Raw genomic sequence first — 23,977 nt, 5'->3', positions numbered from 1 at the left:
TGCGCGCCGTGACCTCCCTGAACAGCCATGGCCTGCGCTTCGCCTTCGGCACCCTGACCGTGCTCCCCGTCCGCGTCACCCGCTGGGACCGCCGGGCCGCCCGCGCCGGGATGCTGTGCGCGCCGGCGGCCGGTCTCGTCGTGGGGCTGCTCGCGGCTGTGCCCGGCTGTCTGTTGCTGCTGCTCGGCTCCGGCCCGCTGCTGGCCGCGGTCGCCTCCGCCGCCGTGCCGGCGGTGCTGACCCGGGGTCTGCATCTGGACGGTCTCGCGGACACCGCCGACGGCCTGGGCAGTGGCAAGCCCGCCGACGACGCCCTGCGGATCATGAAGCAGTCGGACATCGGGCCATTCGGCGTGATCACCCTGCTGTTCGTGCTGCTGACCCAGGTCGCGGTTCTCCACCAGCTCTATGGGCAGAGCTGGGCGCACGGCGCGGTGGCGGCGGCCGTCGCCGCGGTCACCGCCCGGCTGGCGCTCACCCTGGCTTCCCGTGAGGGCGTACCGGCGGCCCGTCCGGAAGGGCTGGGTGCGGCGGTGGCGGGAACGGTCACGGTCCGGGCCGCGGTGGCGGTCGGGGCCGTCACGGTCGCGGCCTGTGCTGGTGCCGGCGCGCTCCTCGGCGGGTACGGGGCGCTGCACCATGCCCTCGCCGCGGCGGCCGCCCTCGGCGTCGCCCAACTCCTGCTGCGGCACTGTGTACGACGCTTCGGCGGCGTGACCGGCGATGTATTCGGCGCACTGGCCGAGACGGCGGCGACGGCGGCCCTGGTGGCCCTGGCACTCGGTTAGGAGCGGCCCTTCGGGCACTCCTGGCGCCACACGCCCAGTTCGTACCTCTTGCGCAGCGAACTGAGCCCGAGCCGCTTCGACCCGGCGCAGAACCGGGCGACCGGCAGCTCGTACTCCACATGGAAGACGGCCTTGCCCGCCTTCACGAACGGTGTGAGGGCATCGCACTCCCCGTACTGCGCGCACTGCTCATTGACCGCGAAGTCGAAGTCCGGCTCCAGCTCCGGGATCTGGCCGAGGTCGTTCTTCAGACCGACGGCCAGTCCATGGCGGTGGGCGATACGGGCGATGAGCCGGTTGTAGCGCAACTGGTCGGCGGCGGTCAGCGGGAAGCCCGTGCGGTTTCGGTAGCCGTCCATGTTGTCGGGCTCCACCGCGTCGAAACCCTTCTTCGCGCACATCGCGATCCGCGCCTCCATCAGCGGCTCCAGGACGTCCGTGCGGCGGATGTCGAGCCACCGCTCCCCCGCCCAGCCGTTGCTCTTTCCCCGTACCGAGGCGGGGAACTTCCCGGCGTCCGGGCGGAACTCCTCCCAGGCACCGGTGGAGAGGTAGCAGATCACCTTGCGGCCCCGGCGGTGCAGGTCGGCGACGGCCGAAGCCTTGTGCTCGAAGCCGTCGATGTCGTACACCGGGACGTCCACCGTGGGGTCCAGCCGGCCGGAGAGCTGCCACTGCCAGCCGATGCCCGGCTCCGGCCGCCAACGGCCCGTGCCGGCGGGTTCCGGTGCCGAGGTGCAGCCGGCCAGCAGAGCCAGCAGAATCAGTACGGCGACCGGCAGCGCCGGTCCCGGCCAGGTCACGCGTGCGGACCCACAGGCGCGCATGGCTCTCCCCCCGTCGGTCCGGCACCACCAACGACCCTACTTCCACGGCCCGTTCCAACCGCACGGCCCCGACCCGGCCGCCCGGAAGCGAGGCATCGACGCCACAACGGGCCGCCGACGTGATCCCGCAGCAAAGGCGCGCGTAGGCTCATTCCCGGCGCATTGCGGCGGCGTCTACGATGCGCCGGGCACGGTCGGCCCACCCCTCGACCGACAACGAACTCAACGGAAGCGAGATTTCACCACCGTGACTGCTCTCACTCTCAGCACTGCCGGTGCGGCGACGCTGCGCGCCGACGCACTCGTCGTCGGCGTCGCCAAAGGCGCTGGATCCAAGTCTGGGGACCTGGTCCTCGCACCGGGCGCCGAGGCCGTGGACAAGGCGTTCGACGGAAAGCTCGCCTCCGTCCTGAAGGCCCTGGGCGCCGCAGGTGCCGAGGGCGAGGTGACCAAGCTCCCCGCGCCCGCCGGCCTCAAGGTCCCGGTCGTCATCGCGGCCGGACTCGGCTCCGTCCCGGAGAAGGACGCGGCGTACGACACCGAGGCGCTGCGCCGGGCCGCGGGCTCGGCCGCCCGTGCCCTGAACGGTTCGAAGAAGGCCGGCTTCGCGCTGCCCATCGAGTCCGCCGAGGACGCCGAGGCGATCGCCGAGGGCGCGCTCCTCGGTGCGTACGCCTTCACCGCGTACCAGGGCGGCGAGAACAAGCTGGCGCCCAAGAACAAGAAGAACGGCAACGGCGCGAAGCTGCCGCTCGGCGAGGTCGCCCTGCTCGGCACCAAGCCGCGCGACAAGGCGTTCAAGGCGGCCGCCGAGCGTGCCGTCGCGGTCGTCGAGGAGATCAACCGCGCCCGCGACCTGATCAACACCCCGCCGAACGACCTGTACCCCGAGTCCTTCGCCGCCGTGGCCACCGCCGCCGGCAAGGAGCACGGCATCAAGGTCCAGGTCCTCGACGAGAAGGCGCTCGTCAAGGGCGGCTTCGGCGGTCTGCTGGGCGTCGGCCAGGGCTCGGCCCACGGCCCGCGTCTGGTGAAGCTCGCCTACACGCACCCGAAGGCGGAGAAGACCCTGGCCCTGGTCGGCAAGGGCATCACCTACGACTCGGGCGGCATCTCGCTGAAGCCGGCCGGCCACAACGAGACGATGAAGTGCGACATGAGCGGCGCCGCCGCCGTGTTCGCAGCCGTCGTCGCGGTCGCCCGTCTCGGCCTCCAGGTCAATGTCACCGGCTGGCTGGCGCTCGCAGAGAACATGCCGTCCGGCAACGCCACCCGCCCCGGTGACGTGCTGCACATGTACAGCGGCAAGACCGTCGAGGTCCTCAACACGGACGCCGAGGGCCGGCTCGTCCTCGCCGACGCGCTGACCCGCGCCTGTGAGGAAAACCCGGACGCGATCGTCGACGTGGCGACCCTGACCGGTGCGATGGTGCTGGCGCTGGGCAACCGCACCTTCGGCATCATGGCGAACGACGACGCCTTCCGTACCTCCATCCACGAGATCGCCGAGGAGGTCGGCGAGGCCTCCTGGCCGATGCCGCTCCCCGCCGACCTGCGCAAGGGCATGGACTCCCCGACCGCCGACATCGCCAACATGGGCGAGCGGATGGGCGGCGGCCTGGTGGCCGGTCTGTTCCTGCAGGAGTTCGTGGGCGAGGACATCGCCTGGGCGCACCTGGACATCGCGGGCCCGGCCTTCCACGAGGGCGCGCCGTACGGCTACACGCCGAAGGGCGGCACCGGTTCCGCGATCCGCACGCTGGTGAAGCTGGCGGAGCGCACCGCTGCCGGAGACCTCGGCTGAGGTCGCAGCCGACGTACGGCCCCGGGCATACGTCCGGGGCCGTAGGTGTTCCCCCGGTGGCATCGCGGCACGGATCCGACAGGTTTCGCTCTCAACGAAATCAGTAGGCCCTCCCGTCTCCCACCACCACCCTTCCAAGGCCGCGCTGCGCACCTATTCTTTTTATTTCTACGCAGCGGTAACCACCCGAGACGAATGATCGTCCGTCTCGGACCCGGGCCCCGCGTCCCGCCCACCGTCAACAAGTGCGAAGATGGGTTCTCGGCAGGACAGGGCCCCCACCACAGGGCCGAATAACAAAAGCGGCCGAACACCAGCCGACCGGCCGGTCATCCCCCAGCGACGGGGCCCGGCGTACGGCGCACATGCATGGAGGACGTGACGTGGCGAACGACGCCAGCACCGTTTTCGACCTAGTGATCCTCGGCGGTGGTAGCGGCGGTTACGCCGCGGCCCTGCGCGGAGCGCAGCTGGGCCTGGACGTCGCTCTGATCGAGAAGGGCAAGGTCGGCGGTACCTGCCTGCACAACGGCTGCATCCCCACGAAGGCCCTGCTGCACGCCGGCGAGATCGCCGACCAGGCGCGCGAGGCCGACCAGTTCGGTGTCAAGGCCACCTTCGAGGGCATCGACATCAAGGCCGTCCACAAGTACAAGGACGACGTGATCTCGGGCCTGTACAAGGGTCTGCAGGGTCTCATCGCCTCGCGCAAGGTCACCTACATCGAGGGTGAGGGGCGGCTCTCCTCCCCCACCTCGGTGGATGTGAACGGCCAGCGCGTCCAGGGCCGCCACGTGCTGCTCGCGACCGGCTCCGTGCCGAAGTCGCTGCCGGGCCTGGAGATCGACGGCAACCGCATCATCTCCTCGGACCACGCGCTGAAGCTGGACCGTGTCCCGAAGTCCGCGATCGTGCTCGGCGGCGGCGTCATCGGCGTCGAGTTCGCCTCGGCGTGGACGTCCTTCGGCACCGACGTCACGATCATCGAGGGCCTGAAGCACCTCGTCCCGGTCGAGGACGAGAACAGCTCGAAGCTTCTTGAGCGCGCCTTCCGCAAGCGCGGCATCAAGTTCAACCTCGGTACGTTCTTCCAGAGCGCCGAGTACACGCAGGACGGCGTCCGTGTGACCCTCGCCGACGGCAAGACCTTCGAGGCCGAGGTGCTGCTGGTCGCCATCGGCCGCGGCCCGGTCTCGCAGGGTCTGGGCTACGAGGAGGCCGGCGTCGCGATGGAGCGCGGCTATGTCCTCGTCGACGAGTACATGCAGACCAACGTGCCCACCATCTCGGCCGTGGGTGACCTGGCCCCGACGCTCCAGCTCGCGCACGTCGGCTTCGCCGAGGGCATCCTGGTGGCGGAGCGGCTGGCCGGTCTGAAGACCGTTCCGATCGACTACGACGGTGTCCCGCGGGTGACGTACTGCCACCCCGAGGTCGCCTCCGTGGGCATCACCGAGGCCAAGGCCAAGGAGCTCTACGGCGCGGACAAGGTCGTCGCTCTGAAGTACAACCTCGCGGGCAACGGCAAGAGCAAGATCCTCAAGACCGCGGGCGAGATCAAGCTCGTCCAGGTCAAGGACGGTGCCGTGGTCGGCGTCCACATGGTCGGTGACCGTATGGGCGAGCAGGTCGGCGAGGCCCAGCTGATCTACAACTGGGAGGCGCTGCCCGCCGAGGTCGCGCAGCTCATCCACGCCCACCCGACCCAGAGCGAGGCGCTCGGCGAGGCCCACCTGGCCCTGGCCGGCAAGCCCCTGCACTCCCACGACTGATCAGTCGACCGGGCGCGACGACCGACCCACTTCCGCACTTTCGTAAGGAGCAACTGAAACCATGTCGGTTTCCGTAACCCTTCCGGCGCTCGGCGAGAGCGTCACCGAGGGCACTGTCACCCGCTGGCTGAAGGCCGAGGGCGAGCGCGTCGAGGCCGACGAGCCGTTGCTCGAGGTTTCGACCGACAAGGTCGACACCGAGATCCCGGCCCCCGCTGCCGGCATCCTCGCCGCCATCAAGGTCGCCGAGGACGAGACCGTCGAGGTCGGCGCCGAGCTGGCCGTCATCGACGACGGCACGGGTGCGCCCGCTGCCGCCGCGGCCCCGGCCGCCGAGCCCGCGGCCGTCCCGGCCCCGGCGCCGGTCGCCGAGGCCCCCGCTGCCGCTGCTCCGGCCCCCGTGGCCGAGGCTCCGGCCGCCGCCGCACCGGCCGGTGGCGCCGCCGGTACCGACGTCACCCTCCCGGCGCTCGGCGAGAGCGTCACCGAGGGCACCGTCACCCGCTGGCTGAAGGAGGTCGGCGAGGAGGTCACGGAGGACGAGCCCCTCCTGGAGGTCTCCACGGACAAGGTCGACACCGAGATCCCGGCCCCGGTTTCCGGTGTGCTGCTGGAGATCGTCGTCGCCGAGGACGAGACCGCCGAGGTCGGCGCCAAGCTCGCCGTCATCGGTGCCGCCGGTGCCGCTCCGGCGGCTGCCCCGGCTCCGGCCGCCCCGGCACCCGTCGCCGCCCCGGCCCCGGCTCCGGCCGCCGCTGCCCCCGCACCGGCACCGGTCGCTCCGGCCGCCCCCGCGCCGGCTCCGGCACCGGTGGCGCCCGCCGCCCCGGTCGCCGCTCCGGCACCGGTGGCCCCGGCCGCTCCGGCGCCCGTGGCCGCTCCGGCTCCGGTCGCCCCGACGGCCCCCGTCGACGAGGGCGCGTACGTCACGCCGCTGGTCCGCAAGCTCGCCGCCGAGAACGGCGTCGACCTGAGCGCCGTCAAGGGCACCGGCGTCGGTGGCCGTATCCGCAAGCAGGACGTCGTCGCCGCCGCGGAGGCCGCCAGGGCCGCCGCTGCCGCCCCGGCTCCGGCCGCCGCTGTGACTGCCGGAGGCCATGCCGCCTCGAAGGCGCCGAAGCTGGAGGCCTCCCCGCTGCGCGGTCAGACGGTCAAGATGACCCGCATGCGCAAGGTCATCGGCGACAACATGATGAAGGCACTGCACTCGCAGGCCCAGCTGACCTCGGTCGTCGAGGTCGACATCACGAAGCTGATGAAGCTGCGCAACCAGGCGAAGGCCGCGTTCGCCGCCCGTGAGGGCGTCAAGCTGTCCCCGATGCCGTTCTTCGTGAAGGCGGCGGCCCAGGCGCTGAAGGCCCACCCGGTCATCAACGCCCGGATCAACGAGGACGAGGGCACCATCACGTACTTCGACTCGGAGAACATCGGCATCGCCGTGGACGCCGAGAAGGGTCTGATGACCCCGGTCATCAAGGGCGCGGGCGACCTGAACATCGCGGGCATCTCGAAGAAGACCGCCGAGCTGGCCGGGAAGGCCCGCGGTGGCGGCCTGACGCCGGACGACATGTCCGGCGCCACCTTCACCATCAGCAACACCGGCTCGCGCGGTGCGCTGTTCGACACCGTCATCGTGCCCCCGAACCAGGCAGCCATCCTGGGCATCGGTGCCACGGTCCGCCGCCCGGTGGTCATCGACCACCCGGACCTCGGCGAGACGATCGCGGTGCGGGACATGACGTACCTCTCGCTCTCCTACGACCACCGTCTGGTGGACGGCGCGGACGCCGCCCGTTACCTGACCGCGGTCAAGGCGATCCTGGAGGCCGGTGAGTTCGAGGTCGAGCTCGGCCTCTGAGCACCACGGTTGTAACCAGCCTCACCAGCGGCGCCCCCGTCCGGATCACTTCCGGGCGGGGGCGCCGCCGTATTGTCTAGACACCACCGGTCGCCCCGGCAGCCGACAGCACCGGTTCGCCCCGAAGGAGCCCCTCATGACCCCGCCCGTCGTCCACTCGCTGCGCGAACAGATCCGCGAGCACATCGTGGACGGGATCGTCAGCGGGCGATGGAAGCCGGGCGAGCGGATCGTGGAGCGCCGGATCGCCACCGAGCTGGAGGTCAGCCAGACGCCCGTGCGCGAGGCGCTGCGGGAGCTGGAGACGCTCCGGCTGATCGAGTCGGCCCCCAACAAGGGCGTACGGGTCCGCAATCTCACCGCGGCCGATCTGGAGGAGAGCTATCCGGTGCGGGCCGGCCTGGAGCAGATCGCGGCCGAGCTGGCGGCTCCGGCCCTCGGCGAGGACTGCTCGCGCCTCGCGCCGCATGTGACGGCGCTCTACGAGGCGGACCGACTGGCCGACGGTGAGGCGCAGGTGCGGCACACCGTGGGGTTCCACCGCGAGATGGTGCGGGCCGCCGGGAACGCCGTGCTGCTGCACACCTGGGAGGGGCTGGGCATCGAGGTGTTCACCGCCCTGTCGATCCGGTGGCTGGGCACGGTCCAGAAGTCGTACGCGGAGGAGCACGAGGCGCTCATCGAGGCGTTCCTGCGGCAGGACCCGGACATCGGCGTGCTGGTCAAGGCGCATGTGCTCGGCTGCGCACCGCGCGCCTGAGGGGCATACACATCTGTCGTGAAGGGCGCTCACCTGTGCAGGCGAGCGCCCCTTTTATGTAATAAATCCCGTCACTCCGTGCCCTGTTTCGCGACACCGAATGCCACTTTCTTCATATCGAGAAGTTTTGCCCTTCATCCTTTGATCGATCATCGATCGGCGACTTACAGTTCACTCCGCGGGCCCACCGGCCCCATCGCCCTGTCCTGCCAGCCAGGGCCTTTCTCCACCCCCCTCCACTCCGGAAGGCGGCGATCATGACCGACCCCGTAGGAAAGCTTCCGAGCGAGCTCGACCAGCTCCCGGACCGTGACCCCGAGGAGACCGCCGAATGGGCGGCCTCCCTGGACGCCGTCACCAGGGCCGCGGGCCCGCACCGCGCCGCGTACCTGATGCGCCGCTCGCTCCAGCACGCCGAGGGCGCCGGTCTCGCGCTGCCCAAGCTGCTGGAGACCGATTACGTCAACTCCATCCCGACCGCCGCCGAGCCCGCGTTCGACGGCGACCTGGAGATGGAGTCCAAGATCACCGCCTGGAACCGCTGGAACGCGGCCGCGATGGTCACCCGCGGCGCCCGGTACGGCGTCGGCGGCCACATCGCCACCTTCGCCTCGGCCGCCTGGCTGTACGAGACCGGCTTCAACCACTTCTTCCGCGGCAAGGAGGGGGACGGCTCCGGCGACCAGCTCTACATACAGGGCCACGCCTCCCCCGGCATCTACGCCCGCGCCTTCCTCGACGGCCGGCTCAGCGAGCAGCAGCTCGACAACTTCCGCCAGGAGGCAGGCGGCGACGGTCTGCCGTCCTACCCGCACCCGCGGCGGCTGCCCTGGCTGTGGGAGTTCCCCACCGTGTCGATGGGCCTCGGCCCGCTCTCGGCGATCTACCAGGCGCGCTTCAACCGCTACCTGGCCAACCGCAACATCAAGGACACGTCGAACTCGCACGTCTGGGCCTTCCTCGGCGACGGCGAGATGGACGAGCCCGAGTCGACCGCCGCCCTCGCCCTCGCGGCCCGTGAGCGGCTCGACAACCTGACCTTCGTCATCAACTGCAACCTGCAGCGCCTCGACGGCCCGGTCCGCGCCAACTTCCGCGTGGTCCAGGAGCTGGAGGGCGCGTTCCGCGGCGCCGGCTGGAACGTCATCAAGACGCTCTGGGGCAACGCCTGGGACGAGCTGTTCCAGCTGGACACCACCGGTGCGCTGGTCCGCCGGCTCCGGGAGGTCCCGGACGCGCAGTTCCAGACGTACGCCACCCGCGACGTCGCGTACATCCGTGAGCACTTCTTCGGCGCCGAGCCGGCGCTCGCCGAGCTGGCGAAGCTGCTCACCGACGCGAAGATCGCCGAGTGCTTCTACACCTCGCGCGGCGGCCACGAGGCCCGCAAGGTGTACGCGGCGTACAAGGCGGCCGTCGAGCACAAGGGCGCGCCGACCGTGATCCTCGCGCAGACGGTGAAGGGCTACACGCTCGGCAAGGGCTTCGAGTCCAAGAACGCCAATCACCAGATGAAGAAGCTGACGATCGACGAGTTCAAGGGCATGCGCGAGCTGCTCGGACTCCCGATCCCGGACAGCGCCTTCGCCGACGGTGTGGTGCCTTACGGTCACCCGGGCACCGACTCCCCCGAGGTCCGCTACCTCCAGGAACGCCGTGCGGCACTGGGCGGTCCCGCGCCGGCCCGCCGGGTGCACGCGGTGGCGCTTCCCGAGCCCGAGGAGCGGGCGTTCGCCGCACTCAAGAAGGGGTCCGGCAAGCAGGAGATGGCCACCACCATGGCCTTCGTGCGCCTGGTCAAGGACCTGATGCGGGACAAGGAGACCGGTAGGCGCTGGGTGCCGATCGTCCCGGACGAGGCGCGTACCTTCGGTATGGAGTCGCTGTTCCCGTCGGCCGGCATCTACTCGCCGCTGGGCCAGACGTACGAGCCGGTCGACCGCGACCAGCTGATGTACTACAAGGAGGCCAAGGACGGCCAGATCCTCAACGAGGGGATCACCGAGGCCGGGGCCATGGCCGACTTCATCGCCGCGTCGACGTCGTACGCGACGCACGGCGAGACGATGATTCCTTTCTACATCTTCTACTCGATGTTCGGCTGGCAGCGGACCGGCGACCAGATGTGGCAGCTCGCCGACCAGCTCGGCAAGGGCTTCATCGTCGGCGCCACGGCCGGCCGGACGACGCTGACCGGCGAGGGCCTCCAGCACGCGGACGGCCATTCGCACCTGATCGCGTCCACGAACCCCGCGTCGCTCAACTACGACCCGGCGTTCGCGTACGAGATCGCGGTGATCGTCAAGGACGGTCTGCGCCGGATGTACGGCCCCGAGGCCGAGAACGTCTTCTACTACCTGACGGTCTACAACGAGCCGAAGCCGCAGCCCGCGATGCCGGAGGGCGTCGAGGAGGGCATCGTCAAGGGCCTGTACCGCTTCAAGGAGGGCATGCCCGCGACGGCGGACGCGCCGCGCGTCCAGCTGCTGGCCTCCGGTACGGCGATCCACTGGGCCCTGAAGGCCCAGGAGCTGCTGTCCGCCGACTGGGGTGTGACGGCCGACGTCTGGTCCGCCACCTCGTGGGGCGAGCTGCGCCGTGAGGCGCTGGAGTGCGACGAGGCGCTGCTCCACGGTGAGCAGCGGGTGCCGTACGTGACCCAGGCGCTGGAGGGCGCACCGGGTCCGGTCCTCGCGGTCAGCGACTGGATGCGGCAGGTCCCGGACCAGATCAGCCAGTGGGTGGAGCAGGACTGGTCCTCCCTCGGCACGGACGGCTTCGGGCTCTCCGACACCCGTGATGCGGCCCGCCGCCACTTCGGTGTCGACGCCCAGTCGATCACGGTCGCGGCCCTGGCCCAGCTGGCCCGCCGCGGCGAGGTGACCGCGTCCGCGGTCAAGGAGGCCCGGGAGCGGTACGGGCTCTGACGCGTGAAGGCGGCCGGGTACGCCCGGCTGCCGCCTCGCCCCCGGTCGGGCGGAGGCTCTGTCCTCGATCGCCGGGCGGGCTCGGAAATCAAGCCCGCCCGGCGATCGAGGACATCTTTTGAGCCCGGCCGGCGATCGAGGCCACCCCCGGGCCTGCGGGCCGGGGCCCGCACACCGCGGCCACAATGGCCGCATGCGTGCTGCCCGTCTCATCAAAATGGTGCTGCTTTTGCAGTCCCGCCCCGCCATGACCGCCGCCGAGCTCGCCCAGGAGCTGGAGGTGTCCGAACGGACCGTCACCCGGGACGCGCAGGCACTCTCCGAAGCGGGCGTCCCGGTGTACGCGGACCGGGGCCGGGCCGGGGGCTACCGGCTGGTCGGCGGGTACCGCACGCGCCTCACCGGACTCGCCCGTAACGAGGCCGAGGCACTCTTCCTCTCCGGGCTGCCGTCCGCCCTGCGCGAGATGGGCCTGGAGGACGCCGCGTCCGCCGCCAGGCTCAAGGTGTCGGCGGCCCTGCTGCCGTCCCTGCAGGGCGCCTCGGACAGCGCCGCCCAGCGCTTCCACCTGGACGCTCCCGGCTGGTACCAGGAGCCGGTCACCCCCGAACTGCTGCCCGCCGTCGCGGAGGCGGTCTGGGACGACCGGATCGTCCACGCCCGCTACCGCCGCAGCGGCCGGGACGACGAGGTGGAGCGGGAGCTGGCCCCGTACGGACTCGTCCTGAAGGCCGGGGTCTGGTATCTCTGCGCCCGCGTGGCGGACGACTTCCGGGTGTACCGGATCGACCGGTTCTCGGCCGTCGCGGTGTCGGACGAACGGTTCGAACGCGACGAGCAATTCGATCTTCCGGGCTTCTGGGACGAGCGGGCCGCCCAGTTCGCCCGCTCGCTCCTGCGTACCGAGGTGACGGTACGGGTGACGGAGGAGGGTGTACGCCGACTGCCGTACGCCATGGACCGTTCGGCGGTCCACGACGCGCTGGACGCGGCCGGCCCGCCCGACGCACAGGGACAGCTCACCGTCACCCTGCCGGTCGAGTCCCTCGATGTCGCGTACAGCCAACTGATGGCCCTGGGGCCGGAGTTGGAGGTCCTCGAACCGGCCGCTCTGCGGGCGCGTTTCACCGCTGCCGCCGAACGCCTGCGCGACCTCTATCGCTGAAGGCTTCTTTTCGCCGCGTCCGCGTGCGTCGCCCGCCGTCAAGGCCGATGCTTGTCCCGTGATGGACGAGACGGAGTTCTGGGAGATCATCGACAGCACTCGCGAGGCCGCCGAGGGCGACCCCGAGGACCAGGCCGATCTGCTCGTCGAACGGCTGGTGCGGCTCGATCCCGAAGCCGTGCTGGATTTCGCCAGGCACTTCGAGGCCCGTTACAACCGCGCCTACCGCTGGGAGCTGTGGGGTGCCGCCGCCGTACTGCTCGGCGGCGCGAGCGACGACGCCTTCGACTTCTTCCGCTGCTGGCTGATCGGGCAGGGCCGGGAGATCTTCGAGGGCGCTCTGCACGATCCGGACAGCCTCGCCGATCTCCTCGACGACTTCGACGAGGAGATCGACGGGGACGCCGAGGATCTCGGCTATGCCGCCGACGAGGCGTACGAGCAGCTCACCGGCGTGGTCACCCCGGACCTCGGGCTGCCGCCCCAGGCCTCCGAGCCGGAGGGCACCCCCGTCAGTTTCGAGGACGACGCGGCGCTGGCGGAACGCTTCCCCGCGCTCTGGGAGCGGTTCGGAGCCGGCTGAACGCGCCCGGGGCCCTGCCGGCCCCGTCAGAAGTGGGTTCCGCCGTCGATCCGGATCTCCGTACCCGTGATGAACGCCCCGTCCTGCGATCCGAGCATCGCGACGACGCCCGCGACGGTGTCCGGGCTGGCGAAGCCCTCCCCGAGCGCCGGAGACAGCTTCATGAAGAGCGACATGTCGGCATCGGCGGGCAGCCCCGGGCCGTTGCCGCTGGTCATGTCGGAGGAGATCGAGCCGGGCGCGACGGCGACGACCCGCAGCCCCTGCTTGCTGTACTCGCTCGCCAGCGCGTGCGTCATCGACTGGACGCCGCCCTTGCTCGCCGCGTACGCCGACATGTAGGGGTGCGCGAAGCTCGCCGAGGTGGAGGAGAAGTTCACGACGACCGGCCTGTCGCCCGCCAGCAGGGCCGGTATCGCCTCACGGATCATCAGGAACGTCCCCGTGAGGTTGACCGCGAGGATCTTGTTGAAGAATTCCAGCGACGTCTTGTGGGTGTGCTCGGAGCGCAGAATGCCGGCCGCGTTGACCAGTACGTCGAGGCCCCCGAGGGTGGCCACGGCGGAGGCGACGCCCGCCTGGACGGCCGCCTCGTCCGAGATGTCGAGGACGAGGGTGGTGAGGCGGTCGGCGGCGCCGTTCGCCACGGCTGTCGCGTACGTGGCCTTCAGCCCGGTCTCGTTGACATCGGCCGCGACGACGCGGCCGCCCTCGGCGAGGACACGGTGGACGGTGGCCTGGCCGATGCCGGAGCCGCCACCGGTGATGAGTGCGCGGCGGCCTTCGTAGCGGTTCATGTCTGTTCTCTCCCGATCCCGGTGACTGCTGTCCCGAGGCTGTCTCGATACTTCACCGATCGATGTCCACCGTACGCCCAAGTGGCACGTTTTGCCACAACGTCATTTCATGCACGCCTCTCCCCTGTCGGGGTAATCTCCTGGGAATGAGCACCGAGCCGAGTCAGCCGTCCCTCACCGAACGCCGTAAGGCCGCAACCCAGCTGGACATCGCGCGCGCCGCCGCCGCGCTCTTCGCCGAGCGCGGGCCCGAAGGCACCACGGCGGAGGACATCGCCCATCGGGCGGGCGTCGCGCTGCGTACCTTCTACCGGTACTTCCGCTCCAAGCAGGACGCGGTGGGCCCACTGCTCTCCGGCGGCGCCGAGCGCTGGCGGGCGCTGCTGGAGGCGGCCGAGCCGGGGGATGCGCTCGCCGGGGTGCTGGAGCAGGCGGTCACCGAGGCGCTCCGGGTGCCGGGCGCGGACGCCGCCGACCAGCTCGGCTGGACGCGCGGGCTGCTGCGGGCAGCGGTGGAGGACCCGGCGTTGCGTGCCGTCTGGTACCGGGTCAATCAGGATTCGGAGGAACGGCTGTTGCCGGTGCTGACCCGGCTGGCGGGCGACGGGGCGGACCCGCTGGAGGTCCGGCTCGCCGCAGCGGCCGCCACGGACGCGGTACGCGTCGCGCTGGAAGCCTGGGCGGAGACGGACGCGCCGACGAGCGGGCCCGGCTCACCTTCCGATCTGGCGGTCCGCTGCCTTCATGAACTCATGGGTGGCATGCGGCTTTTCAAGGGCTGAGCGGGAAACAAGGAGTCACGGCGCCAGCGAGCGGCCCATCATCACGTCGTCGACGTAACGCCCGCCCAGGAAGAACTCGCCGGGCAGCACACCCTCGACGACGAACCCCTCCGACTCGTACAGCGCCCGCGCGGGTGCGTTGTGCCCGAGCACCCGCAGCGTCATCCGGTTCGCCCCGTCACTCCGCGCCGCTGCGAACGCCGCCCGCAGCAGGGCCCTGGCGACACCGCCGCCGCGCGCCCAGTCGGCCACGGCGAGGCCCTGTATCTGGCGCACATGCGTGTTGCAGGCGAGCGGGGTCGGCACGTCGACCCGGATGTAGCCGGCGATGCGCATCTCACCCGCCGGGTCCTCCGCCTCGGCCACGAGCAGGTGCTCGGGCCGGTTGCGGTCGTCGAAGAACGGTTCGTACGGCGGGTGCGGCCGCGGCGTTACGGCGTGGAGGGTCGACCACGTGGCCCGGTCGAGTTCCCCGAGAGCGGTGTCGTCGGAGAGCACGGCGGGGCGGACGGGGCGGATGTGGATCTTGGGCATGGGCGCCACTGTGCCACGACCCGCCCGGTCGCGTCAGCGCATATCTGCCGGGCGCTCGGCGGAGCCGAACGGGTCGAGCTCACGGCGGACAGCGAGGCGGCGGCGGTCGGCGCCCTGGAGCATGTACGCCACTACCGGGATGTCGCCCTGCAACTGCTGTTCGAGTGATTCGGGCGTGACGAGTGATACGGGCGAGGCGCCCCCTGTGCCGCTGCGGCAGGATGGGGCCATGGTGTACTCCCGTATCGCTGTCACCGGATCCACCGGACTCATCGGAGCCGCGCTGGTGCGCTCGCTGCGGGCCGACGGGCACGAGGTCGTGCGCCTGGTCCGGCACCCGGCGCGCGCCGGGGACGAGGTCGAGTGGGACCCGAAGAGGGGTTACGTCGACGGAGCGGGCCTGGTCGGCTGCGACGCCGTCGTCCATCTCGCCGGCGCCGGGGTCGGCGACCACCGCTGGACGGAGGAGTACAAGCGGGAGATCCGGGACAGCCGGGTGCTGGGCACAGCGGCGATCGCCGAGGCGGTGGCCTCTCTCGGTGTACGGCCGAAGGTGCTGCTGTGCGGGTCGGCCATCGGCTACTACGGCGACACCGGGGACCGCGCGGTCGACGAGAGCGCGCCGCACGGCACGGGCTTCCTGCCGTCCGTCTGCGTGGACTGGGAGGCTGCCGCGGCCCCGGCGGAAGCGGCAGGCATCCGGACGGTGTACGCGCGCACGGGTCTGGTCGTCGCCCGGGAGGGCGGGGCCTGGGGGCGGCTGTTCCCACTGTTCCGGGCGGGGCTCGGCGGACGGCTCGGCAACGGGCGCCAGTACTGGAGCTTCATCGCACTGCACGACCACATCGCGGCCCTGCGACACCTCCTCGACACGCAGTCGCTGTCCGGACCGGTGAACCTGACCGGCCCCGGCCCCGTGACCAACGGCGAGGTGACAGCCGCAATGGGGCGCGTGCTGCGCCGTCCGACACTGTTCACCGTCCCGGCACCCGCGCTCCGGATCGCCCTCGGGGACTTCGCGAAGGACGTGCTGGGCAGCCAACGGGTGCTGCCCGCACGGCTGCTGGACTCGGGGTTCACCTTCGCCTTCCCCGGTATCGACGGCGCCATTCGCGCGGCGCTGCGCTGACCACGAACGGTCGAATCACACGGATGTGCGACCCCGTGCAACGGTGCCCCGGGCCGCGCGCGACTGTGCCCGAACCGGCCCCCTCCTAGCCTCGTGGCGAACTCGGGCATTCCGGGGGCCTGTTGGGGGCAAGAGCCTCCCAGCAGTTGCGCCGACTCGGGGAGGGGCACGTGCTCAGCACGGCACACCACGCGGACGTCGTCATCATCGGTGCCGGGATCGCCGGCCTGTCAGCCGCCCATCAATTGACCAGTGCAGGGGTCAGCGTCAGCGTTCTGGAGGCCGGCCCACGCGTCGGCGGCCGGATGACCACCGAGGAGGTGGACGGGTTCCGGCTCGACCACATCGGCCCGCTCCTCAGCACCTCGTATCCGGAACTGCGCACCGCGCCCGGTCTCGAAGGGCTCCTGCTGAGGAACTTCGCACCGGGGGTCCTCGTCCACAGCGAGGGGCACCGGCACCGGACCGGCGACGTACGGCACACACGGAGCGCACGGGGCGCACTCAAGGCGGCACGCGCCCTGGCGAGCGCCCCCCGCCCGCCGATGGGCGGGCCGATCGACCAGGCCCGGCTCGGCGCCGCCCTGGCCCGGCTCGCCACCACCCCGGCGTCCCGCATCCTGGCCCGGCCGGAACAGACCGCGCTCGCCGCCCTGTCCAGCCGCGGCCTGCCGTCCCGTACGGTCAACGGCTTTCTGCGCCCGCTGCTCACGGCGCTGCTCAGCGACCCCGGGCTCACCACATCGAGCCGCTGCGCCGATCTCGCCCTGCGCGGCTACGCACGCGGCCGACTGTGCGTACCGTCCGGCGGCTCGGCCGCGCTGCCCGAGATGCTGGCGGCGGCCCTGCCGCCCGGCACCGTGCGGACCGGGGTCCATGTCACCGCCGCCGGCATCACCTCCGTACGCACCAAGGAACACGGTGAACTGGGCTGCCGTTCCCTGCTGCTGGCCACCGGCGCGAGCGCCGCGGCCGAGCTGCTCCCCGGTCTGCGGGTGCCGCCCTTCCACCCGGTGACGGTCCTGCACCACACGGCTCCCGTTCCCCCGCCGACCGGCGCCGCGCTGCTGCTGGACGCCGACCGCTCGGGCCCGGTCGCCCACACCTGCGTGATGAGCGAGGTCGACCCGTCGCGCGCCCCGAACGGCCGGACCCTGATCACGTCGACGGTGCTCGGCACCCCGCCGCCCGACCTCGACCGGTCGGTCCGCGCCCATCTCGCCGCGCTGTACGGCACCCCCACGGACGACTGGGAACTGCTGACCGCCCACCACGACCCGGAGGCGATCCCGGCGATGCCACCCCCGCACGATCTGCACCGCCCGGTCCGGCTGCTCGCCGGGCTGTACGTGTGCGGCGACCACCGGGACACGAGCACGGTGCAGGGCGCCCTGTTCTCGGGCCGCCGCGCGGCGCACGCCATCCTCGGCGATCTGGGCATCCGGCCCGGCCACCTGGAGGCGGAGCTGCGCGAAGCGGCCTGAGTCCGCCCGCGCGCATCCTGCCCCGGTCAGGCCGATCCCAACCCCCAACTCTCCTCACAGATCGGATCTATCGCCCCACCTCCCGTTTTCGGGAGTGGTCCACACCACTCCCGCAAACACCCTTGTCGTGCACTGCATCTACCGCTACGGTCCTGGCGAAACCGGACTTCAGGAGACCGTAGTGCGCCGAATCATGCCCGTTCTGCCGCTCCTCACAGCTCTAGTCATCGGATCTGTCTCTCCCGTCGCGGTGGCAAACGAGCCTCCGAACGAACCCGCGTCGAGCACAAGCGTCGCAACGGCCGCCCCAGGGCCTCCCGTTGTTCCCAGACCGATCCAGTGGACCGACCTCGGCGGCCACACAGAGCTGTCGGCGAGGACCCGCATCCTGGTGGACCCCCGGTCCCGGTCCACGACCGCGCTCCCCGCCGGACGGGTCGAACTCCCGGGCCCTGCACGGCAGTCCGTGCAGGACCTGGCCAAGCAGCTGCGTACGGAGGTGGCCCAGCTCAGCGGGGTCACTCCGGCCGTCAGCAGCGACATCCGGCACGCACGGGCCGGCGACATCGTGCTGACGCTCACCGAGCACGGGGCACTGGGCGCGGAGGGCTACCGGTTCGAGAGCACGGACGCCGTCCGCATCGAAGCCGCCTCCACCCACGGCCTGTTCTACGGGACGCGCACGCTCCTGCAACTGCTGCGCACCGCCCCCGGTCACCTGACCGTGCCGAAGGCCCGCTCCACCGACCGTCCCGCCCAGCCGGTCCGGATGACCATGCTCGACGCGGGCCGCAAGTACTGGCAGCCGGAGTACCTGGAGAAACTGGTCCGCCGGATGGCCGACCAGAAGCTCAACACCCTGTTCCTGCAGTTCTCCGACTCCGAGGGTTTCCGTCTCTTCAGCCCGGAGTTCCCCGGACTCGCGGACCCCGCACACAGCTACGACCGCGCCGACATCGAGCGGCTGAAGCGTGTCGCCGCCCGGTATCACGTGCAGGTGATGCCCGGTATCGACGTGCCCGGACACGCGACCGTGATCACCGACGCCTTCGGAATCGGCTTCGGTGACGGCCCCGAACCGTGCACCCAGGCACACACCCACTCGCACCTCACGCCGAACTGGATGGTCGACCTCACCAGCGAGAAGGCGGTCGCGACGACCCGCCGGATCGTCGACGAGTTCGCCGGCTGGTTCGACGCCCCGCTGTTCAGCATCGGCGCCGACGAGTTGCCCGGCCAGCTCGCCAACTGCCCCCGTGTCAAGAACCATCTCGCCGCCGATCCGGACACCAGCACCCTCGGTGACCTGCTGAACGGCTACATCAACACCCTCGACGACGTCGTCGCCGGGCACGGCAAGCGCACCGCGATCTACAACGGCTCCGAGCACCTCGCCGCACCCCAGCAGCAGGTCCACGCGCCCGTGGTGTTCCTGACCTGGGAGGGGACCGGCACCGAGCCCGTCATCCCCGGCCACGACGAGATCGCCATCGGCCCGTTCTACGACACGCCGAACAACTATCACCACTTGTACCCGGACGAGGCGTGGATGTACGACTCCTGGGTGCCCAGCACCGCACCGGATCTCCTCGGGTCCGGTCTGATGAACTGGGCCGACTACAACTTCTGGGCCGACGACGGCTACTTCGAGCAGCAGATGGCCACGGGCCGCGCGATCATGGCGGACCGCTCCTGGAACGCCTCCGCCACCCCGGACACCGCGCAGGACTTCCGGACACTGGTCGCCCGGCTCGGCGACCCGCCCGGCCTGCGGCCCGACCCGGTGACACCCCGGGTCGACGACGGCAGGCCGAGCCACCACTGGACCTTCGACCAGGCCTCGTACCCGAGCGGCTGGACGTGGGCCGGCAGCCCCGGCAACACGATCTTCGCCGAGGACACCGCGGGGAACCTGCCCGGCACCTCGTACATCATCAACAACCCCACTCCCATCCCGGACGGGGTGCGCGGCCAGGCCTGGCGCTTCGACAGCGACCGCGAGGGGGTGGGCTTCGGCGGCCTCGACCTGGCCGAACCATGGACCGTCTCCGGCTGGGTCAGGACGACCGGCAGGACCAGTGACCAAGTGCTGCTCAGTTCGAAGGCCGGCGCGCTCAAACTCCAGCAGTGGGGCACCGGCAAGGTCGGCTTCACCCACTACGGCGTAGCCGACCACAGCTTCGACTACACCTTGCCGCTGAACCAGTGGGTGCAGCTGACCTGGGTCGCCGAGCCGGGCCGCACCACCCTGTATGCGAACGGCGAGCGCGTCGGCACGGTCGACGCGTCCATTCCGCTCCCGCTGCGCTCGATCGGCACCGAGAAGGCCGGGCTGCGCGGAGATCTCGACGAAGTCACCACCTGGGACGAGGCGTTGAGCCCCGAACAGGTCCGGGCCGACTACGCGCACGACAACCGCTGACCCGAAGGGAACCCGCAGTGACCCCCACCCGCACCCATGCCCGTACCCGTACCAGGCTCGTCGGAGCGACGGCTCTGGCGGCCCTCGCCGGCTTCCTGACCACCCCGGCCTCCGCCGCGCCCGAACCCCCGTCGAAGGACTACGAGCCGACGGTGGAGTCCCTCAACAGCCACCCCACGCCGACGTGGTTCAACGACGACAAGTTCGGCATCTTCATCCACTGGGGCGCCTATTCGGTGCCCGCCTGGGGCCCGCGCGGCAGCTACGCCGAGTGGTACTGGAACTACATGAACAGCAAGGGCAGCGCCACCAACACCCACCAGAAGGACACCTACGGCACGGCCGCGAACTACGACGACTTCATCGGTCAGTGGAAGGCCGAGAAGTACGACCCGGACGCCTGGGTGAAGCTGTTCAAGGACGCCGGTGCCAAATACTTCGTGCTGACCTCCAAGCACCATGAAGGCGTCGCCCTGTTCGACAGCAAGGTCAGCGGCCGCGACACCGTGGACCTCGGTCCGAAGCGCGACCTGGCGGGCGACCTGTTCAAGGCGGCGCGCAAGGACACCGAGGGCGGCCGGCTGAAGGCAGGCTTCTACTACTCGTTGTACGAGTGGTACAACCCGTCGTACACCGGCAGCCCGGTCCGCAACCCGTACACCGGCGCCGAAGTCCCGTACACCGGCGCCCCGTCGGTCAAGGACTACGTCGGCGACTACATGGTGCCGCAACTGAACGAGCTGGTCGATCAGTACGATCCCGACATCATCTGGTGCGACGGGCAGTGGGACAAACCCGCCTCGTACTGGAAGACCGCGCCCGTCATCGCCGACTACTACAACCGCGCGAAGAACCGGGCGCACCCGAAGGAAGTCGCGGTCGCCAACCGCTGCAAGATCGAGACCGGTGCGCTGGACAGCAAGGAACTCGACTTCCAGACACCCGAGTACACGGTCAAGCCGGACATCGACCCGAACAAGTGGGAGGCGAGCCGGGGCATCGCGCACTCCTACGGCTACAACCAGAACGAGCCCGAGGAGGACCACCTCACCTCCGACCAGCTGATCGACTCGCTCACCGACATCGTCAGCAAGAACGGCAATCTGCTGCTCGACATCGGCCCGCGCGCCGACGGCACCATCCCCGAGATCCAGCAGCAGCGACTGCTCGACATCGGAGCCTGGCTGAAGATCAACGGCGAGGCGATCTACGGAACGACCTACTGGCACCACGCCGAGGAGCCGGCCGGAGACGACAAGATCCGCTACACGGTGAAGGACGGCACGCTGTACGCGACCGCGCTGGAGTGGCCCGGCGCCGAACTCACCCTCGGCGCCGACACACCCGTCGCCGCCGACTCCCGTATCACTCTGCTCGGTTCGGACGGCAGCGCACTGCCCTGGCACAAGGACTCCGCAGGCCGCGTGATCGTCGAGACGCCGAAGGACGGGGCGTCGGCCACCAGGAGCACGAGCGCGTACGTCTTCAAGGTCACCACCCCGGGCGTGAACACCCTCGTCCGCACGAGGACCGAACTGCCGAAGGAACTCAACCCCAAACGCGCCGCCGACGGCACCCTGACCCTCACCAACACCGCCCGCACGCGCGCGTCCGGAACCAGGGTCGGGCTCACCGGACCCGAGGGCTGGACCGTCACCCCGGCGGCCACCCGCGTGAGCCCGCTGGCGCCGGGCGCGGACGCGAAGGTCCCGTTCACCGTGACGCCGCCCGCTTCCGCGGCCCCCGGTACGTACACACTGGACATCACCCTGCGCCACGGCCGTCTCACGACCACCACGGCGGTCAAGGTCACGGTGGCCATGGAGAACCTCGCCCGGAACAAGCCGGCCACCCAGAAGAGCACCGCGTGGGACGCCCCTGCCTCCCGCGCCGTCGACGGGAACACCGACGGCTCCTTCGAGTCGGGCTCGGTGACCCACACCGCGGAGCCCTCGTCGCAGGCATGGTGGCAGGTCGATCTGGGCGCGTCGAAGTCACTGTCCGCAGTCGACATCTGGAACCGCACCGACTGCTGCTCCGACCGACTGAAGGACTTCTGGGTCCTGACCTCGGACACTCCGATCACGGCCGACGGACTCGACGACGCACGGACCGCCCCCGGTGTGACGGCGGTGCATGTCACCGGCCAGGCCGGACGGCCGTCCACCGTGCAGCTCCCGGCGGGCACCTCCGGCAGGTACGTCCGCGTGCAGCTGGCCTCCGGCACCAACCCGCTGTCGTTGGCGGAGGTCGAGGTGCGCGGGCACTGAGCGAGCCCTGCCGAACGGGTGGTGGCCCGGACCGATCGCTTCCGGTCCGGGCCACCACCCGTTCTGTCGCGCACAGGAGTCACGCGGAGGAGTCATCCGTGGTCACGCGGGAGGGATCACCCGAGGGCCGCGACCCGGTCCCGGTATCCGCGTACCGCAGCCGCGTCCCCGTACGGCTCAAGGCGGCGCTCGAAGTCCCGTACGTACTCCGTCGCCCGTACCGACCGCATCTCCGCCGCCTGCTGGGCGGCCTCGGCGCCGAGCACGCACGCCTGGTCGAGCTCACCGAGCCCGAGCCGCGCCGAGGCCAGCACCACCCGGCAGAACAGCCTGCTGCGGGCGTACGCCGGGGCGCGCAGCTGGAGGGAGCGCTCGGCGTGCTGCGCCGCGGCCCGGTACTGCTGCAGATCCCGGTGGCAGTGGCCGAACTCGTCGGCGAGCTGGGCCTCGTCGAAGTACCGCGCCCAGTGCGGCACCTCGTCCCCGGAGCGGGCGGTCTCCAGCGCGCGTTCCGCCCGCGCCAGCGAGGCGGTGCAGAGCCTCGCCTCGCCGAGCACCCCGTGACCGCGTGCCTCCACGGCGTGCAGCAGGGCCTGGACGACGGGCGGCGCCGACGAACCGATGCCCTGCTGGGCGACGCGGGCCAGCTGTACGGCTTCCCTGCCGTGCCCGAGGTAGACCGCCTGCCGGCTCATGGTGATCAGGACGTAAGCGCCGTACGCACGGTCCCCCGCGGCCTGGGCGAGCCGCAGCGCCTGGACGAAGTACCGCTGGGCCAGGCCGTGGGCCGCGATGTCGTACGAGGTCCAGCCCGCCAGCCGGGTCAGATCGGCGGCGGCGGAGAAGAGCCGGCGCCCGATGGCCTCCCCGTAGGTCCCGCGAAGCATCGGCTCCGTCTCGTGCTCCAGATACCGGACGAGGGCCTGCCGGGCGTGGCCGCCGCCGTAGGCGTTGTCGAGGGCACGGAAGAGTTCGCCGACCGACCGCAGGGCGGCGACATCACCGCTGCTGACCCGTTGGCCGGGGCCGCGGCCGCTCTGCCGTTGCCGGGGGACACCGGGGGCGCCCGGCAGCCCTGTTCCCAGGGAGGCGGGAGCGGTCGAGGGTGCGGGGGACCCGGGTGGCGCGGATGCCCCGGAAGGCCGGGACGGTACGGGCCCACGGGCCCCGCCGCGGCCACTGACGCCGGACGCCCCCGTCACACCGTGCCCACTGCCGCCGGGCCAGTGCGCCCCGTGCAACCCTTGTGCCCCGATCCCGCGAGCCCCGCCGGGACCACCGGGCCGCGCCGAACCACCAGCCTCAGTGGCCCCTGCAGCCCCCGCAGCCCCAGAGGCCCCGACGGACCTGCCCAGCGCACCAGCCGCACGGGCACCACCGGCGCCGCCCGGCACCGGGGGCGAAGACTCGCTCCCCCGTCCCACCCACTCATCGGCCCGGCCGATCAGCCAGTCCCTGCTGGGGACGACGAGCCCGGCCGGGGTGAAGGCGATCTTGCGCAGCTCCGCTTGGCTGCCCGAGTCCTTCCGCCACAGTCCGCTGACGATGTCGACCGCCTCGGCGGGCGTGGCCGCGAACTCCAGGCCCGCGTAGACAGGGGCACATGAGTCGAGGCCCAGGTCCTGCGCGGAGAGGCGGCGCCCGAGCCGCCGGGTGAAGACCTCGGCGATCAGCGCGGGGGTGGTTCCGCGCGGCTGCTGGCCGCGCAGCCAGCGGGTCACGGAGGTCTTGTCGTACCGCAGGTCGAGGCCGTGTTCCAGCCCGAGTTGGTCCACCCTGCGGGCGAGGCCGGCGTTGGAGAAGCCGGCCTCGGTGATGAGCGAGGCGAGTCGGCGGTTGGGGGTGCGCTGCGGAGGTCGTTCCGACATCAGCTGTACGGTCTCCTGCCTTCGGGGCCGGGCGGGCAGCCCTAATGGAACGGCGTGAATTTAGCGGCCTCTGCGGCGGTCGCAGCCACCTTCGCTTCACTTTCATCCGATCGTGTGAGGATTGGGGGTGGCGCTGACGGGAACGACCTGCTGGGCCACCGCCCGGAGTCCGGTCGTACAGTGGCTCGGGGCTGATTCAGTGCATGG

The 23,977-nt window shown here is 71.1% G+C and carries 18 protein-coding genes; 13 read left to right on the top strand and 5 right to left on the bottom strand.

Annotation, left to right across the window (positions count from 1 at the left end; translation table 11 throughout):
* Positions 1-8 precede the first annotated feature (8 nt).
* Positions 9-788, top strand: coding sequence for an adenosylcobinamide-GDP ribazoletransferase (locus tag NRF20_RS32245; RefSeq protein WP_398629708.1), 780 nt, complete (start codon positions 9-11; stop codon positions 786-788).
* Here NRF20_RS32245 and NRF20_RS32240 read toward each other — a convergent pair.
* Complete coding sequence (locus NRF20_RS32240; RefSeq protein ID WP_398629709.1) at positions 785-1,615, bottom strand: endo alpha-1,4 polygalactosaminidase; 831 nt, start codon at positions 1,613-1,615, stop codon at positions 785-787. The two genes, NRF20_RS32245 and NRF20_RS32240, sit on opposite strands and share 4 nt — an antisense overlap.
* A gap of 247 nt (positions 1,616-1,862) precedes the next feature.
* On the opposite strand from NRF20_RS32240, the gene NRF20_RS32235 reads away from it, so the two are divergent.
* The 7 genes from NRF20_RS32235 (at position 1,863) to NRF20_RS32205 (ending at position 12,484) form a co-directional block, all read left to right on the top strand.
* Complete coding sequence (locus NRF20_RS32235; protein ID WP_398629710.1) at positions 1,863-3,419, top strand: leucyl aminopeptidase; 1,557 nt, start codon at positions 1,863-1,865, stop codon at positions 3,417-3,419.
* 383 nt (positions 3,420-3,802) lie between these two features.
* Positions 3,803-5,191 carry a dihydrolipoyl dehydrogenase gene (lpdA, locus tag NRF20_RS32230; protein ID WP_398629711.1) on the top strand — a complete coding sequence of 463 codons (1,389 nt, stop codon included), beginning with the start codon at positions 3,803-3,805 and terminating at the stop codon, positions 5,189-5,191.
* A gap of 61 nt (positions 5,192-5,252) precedes the next feature.
* Positions 5,253-7,049 (top strand): 2-oxoglutarate dehydrogenase, E2 component, dihydrolipoamide succinyltransferase, encoded by a 1,797-nt coding sequence (gene sucB, locus NRF20_RS32225; protein ID WP_413753770.1) that lies wholly within the window; start codon positions 5,253-5,255, stop codon positions 7,047-7,049.
* Positions 7,050-7,185: 136 nt separating this feature from the next.
* Positions 7,186-7,809 carry a GntR family transcriptional regulator gene (locus tag NRF20_RS32220; RefSeq protein WP_413753769.1) on the top strand — a complete coding sequence of 208 codons (624 nt, stop codon included), beginning with the start codon at positions 7,186-7,188 and terminating at the stop codon, positions 7,807-7,809.
* Between the two features lie 257 nt (positions 7,810-8,066).
* Positions 8,067-10,736, top strand: a complete 2,670-nt coding sequence (aceE, locus tag NRF20_RS32215; protein ID WP_413753768.1) for a pyruvate dehydrogenase (acetyl-transferring), homodimeric type — start codon at positions 8,067-8,069, stop codon at positions 10,734-10,736.
* Between the two features lie 193 nt (positions 10,737-10,929).
* Positions 10,930-11,901: a helix-turn-helix transcriptional regulator gene (locus NRF20_RS32210; protein ID WP_398629714.1), complete on the top strand. Its 972-nt coding sequence runs from the start codon at positions 10,930-10,932 to the stop codon at positions 11,899-11,901.
* 61 nt (positions 11,902-11,962) lie between these two features.
* A complete protein-coding gene (locus NRF20_RS32205; protein WP_266365661.1) occupies positions 11,963-12,484 on the top strand; it encodes a DUF4240 domain-containing protein in 522 nt (173 codons plus the stop codon).
* Between the two features lie 26 nt (positions 12,485-12,510).
* Here the strand turns inward: NRF20_RS32205 and NRF20_RS32200 are convergent, their stop codons facing one another.
* Complete coding sequence (locus NRF20_RS32200; protein WP_398629715.1) at positions 12,511-13,281, bottom strand: SDR family NAD(P)-dependent oxidoreductase; 771 nt, start codon at positions 13,279-13,281, stop codon at positions 12,511-12,513.
* Positions 13,282-13,427: 146 nt separating this feature from the next.
* Here NRF20_RS32200 and NRF20_RS32195 point away from each other — a divergent pair, with 146 nt between their 5' ends.
* Positions 13,428-14,063, top strand: a complete 636-nt coding sequence (locus NRF20_RS32195) for a TetR/AcrR family transcriptional regulator (protein WP_266361861.1) — start codon at positions 13,428-13,430, stop codon at positions 14,061-14,063.
* 15 nt (positions 14,064-14,078) lie between these two features.
* On the opposite strand, the gene NRF20_RS32190 is transcribed toward NRF20_RS32195, so the two are convergent.
* Positions 14,079-14,597, bottom strand: coding sequence for an N-acetyltransferase family protein (locus NRF20_RS32190; RefSeq protein ID WP_413753767.1), 519 nt, complete (start codon positions 14,595-14,597; stop codon positions 14,079-14,081).
* Positions 14,598-14,630: 33 nt separating this feature from the next.
* Positions 14,631-14,828: a hypothetical protein gene (locus NRF20_RS32185; protein WP_398629717.1), complete on the bottom strand. Its 198-nt coding sequence runs from the start codon at positions 14,826-14,828 to the stop codon at positions 14,631-14,633.
* Between NRF20_RS32185 and NRF20_RS32180 the strand changes: the two genes are divergently transcribed.
* The 4 genes from NRF20_RS32180 (at position 14,827) to NRF20_RS32165 (ending at position 21,902) form a co-directional block, all read left to right on the top strand.
* Positions 14,827-15,726 carry a TIGR01777 family oxidoreductase gene (locus NRF20_RS32180; protein ID WP_413753766.1) on the top strand — a complete coding sequence of 300 codons (900 nt, stop codon included), beginning with the start codon at positions 14,827-14,829 and terminating at the stop codon, positions 15,724-15,726. The genes NRF20_RS32185 and NRF20_RS32180 overlap by 2 nt on opposite strands.
* A 170-nt stretch (positions 15,727-15,896) precedes the next feature.
* Entirely contained in the window at positions 15,897-17,210 is a 1,314-nt protein-coding gene (locus NRF20_RS32175; protein WP_398629719.1) for an NAD(P)/FAD-dependent oxidoreductase, read from the top strand.
* 193 nt (positions 17,211-17,403) lie between these two features.
* On the top strand, positions 17,404-19,632 hold the full coding sequence (locus tag NRF20_RS32170; RefSeq protein WP_413754632.1) for a family 20 glycosylhydrolase: 2,229 nt from the start codon (positions 17,404-17,406) through the stop codon (positions 19,630-19,632).
* Between the two features lie 17 nt (positions 19,633-19,649).
* Positions 19,650-21,902 (top strand): alpha-L-fucosidase, encoded by a 2,253-nt coding sequence (locus NRF20_RS32165; RefSeq protein WP_413753765.1) that lies wholly within the window; start codon positions 19,650-19,652, stop codon positions 21,900-21,902.
* A gap of 116 nt (positions 21,903-22,018) precedes the next feature.
* Here NRF20_RS32165 and NRF20_RS32160 read toward each other — a convergent pair whose 3' ends face one another.
* Positions 22,019-23,770 (bottom strand): regulator, encoded by a 1,752-nt coding sequence (locus tag NRF20_RS32160; RefSeq protein ID WP_413753764.1) that lies wholly within the window; start codon positions 23,768-23,770, stop codon positions 22,019-22,021.
* Positions 23,771-23,977 lie beyond the last annotated feature (207 nt).

Origin of the sequence: Streptomyces sp. R-74717, from assembly GCF_047305335.1 — a bacterium.
Taxonomy (GTDB): domain Bacteria; phylum Actinomycetota; class Actinomycetes; order Streptomycetales; family Streptomycetaceae; genus Streptomyces; species Streptomyces atratus.
This window is presented reverse-complemented; position numbering and strand designations above follow the sequence as displayed.

What these genes read in the sequence shown, in the direction of transcription:
- NRF20_RS32240 (WP_398629709.1), bottom strand. Translation starts at nt 1,615, where the DNA reads ATGCGCGCCTGTGGGTCCGCACGCGTGACCTGGCCGGGACCGGCGCTG.
- sucB (WP_413753770.1), top strand. Translation starts at nt 5,253, where the DNA reads ATGTCGGTTTCCGTAACCCTTCCGGCGCTCGGCGAGAGCGTCACCGAG.
- NRF20_RS32220 (WP_413753769.1), top strand. Translation starts at nt 7,186, where the DNA reads ATGACCCCGCCCGTCGTCCACTCGCTGCGCGAACAGATCCGCGAGCAC.
- aceE (WP_413753768.1), top strand. Translation starts at nt 8,067, where the DNA reads ATGACCGACCCCGTAGGAAAGCTTCCGAGCGAGCTCGACCAGCTCCCG.
- NRF20_RS32210 (WP_398629714.1), top strand. Translation starts at nt 10,930, where the DNA reads ATGCGTGCTGCCCGTCTCATCAAAATGGTGCTGCTTTTGCAGTCCCGC.
- NRF20_RS32205 (WP_266365661.1), top strand. Translation starts at nt 11,963, where the DNA reads ATGGACGAGACGGAGTTCTGGGAGATCATCGACAGCACTCGCGAGGCC.
- NRF20_RS32200 (WP_398629715.1), bottom strand. Translation starts at nt 13,281, where the DNA reads ATGAACCGCTACGAAGGCCGCCGCGCACTCATCACCGGTGGCGGCTCC.
- NRF20_RS32195 (WP_266361861.1), top strand. Translation starts at nt 13,428, where the DNA reads ATGAGCACCGAGCCGAGTCAGCCGTCCCTCACCGAACGCCGTAAGGCC.
- NRF20_RS32190 (WP_413753767.1), bottom strand. Translation starts at nt 14,597, where the DNA reads ATGCCCAAGATCCACATCCGCCCCGTCCGCCCCGCCGTGCTCTCCGAC.
- NRF20_RS32180 (WP_413753766.1), top strand. Translation starts at nt 14,827, where the DNA reads ATGGTGTACTCCCGTATCGCTGTCACCGGATCCACCGGACTCATCGGA.
- NRF20_RS32185 (WP_398629717.1), bottom strand. Translation starts at nt 14,828, where the DNA reads ATGGCCCCATCCTGCCGCAGCGGCACAGGGGGCGCCTCGCCCGTATCA.
- NRF20_RS32170 (WP_413754632.1), top strand. Translation starts at nt 17,404, where the DNA reads ATGCCCGTTCTGCCGCTCCTCACAGCTCTAGTCATCGGATCTGTCTCT.
- NRF20_RS32160 (WP_413753764.1), bottom strand. Translation starts at nt 23,770, where the DNA reads ATGTCGGAACGACCTCCGCAGCGCACCCCCAACCGCCGACTCGCCTCG.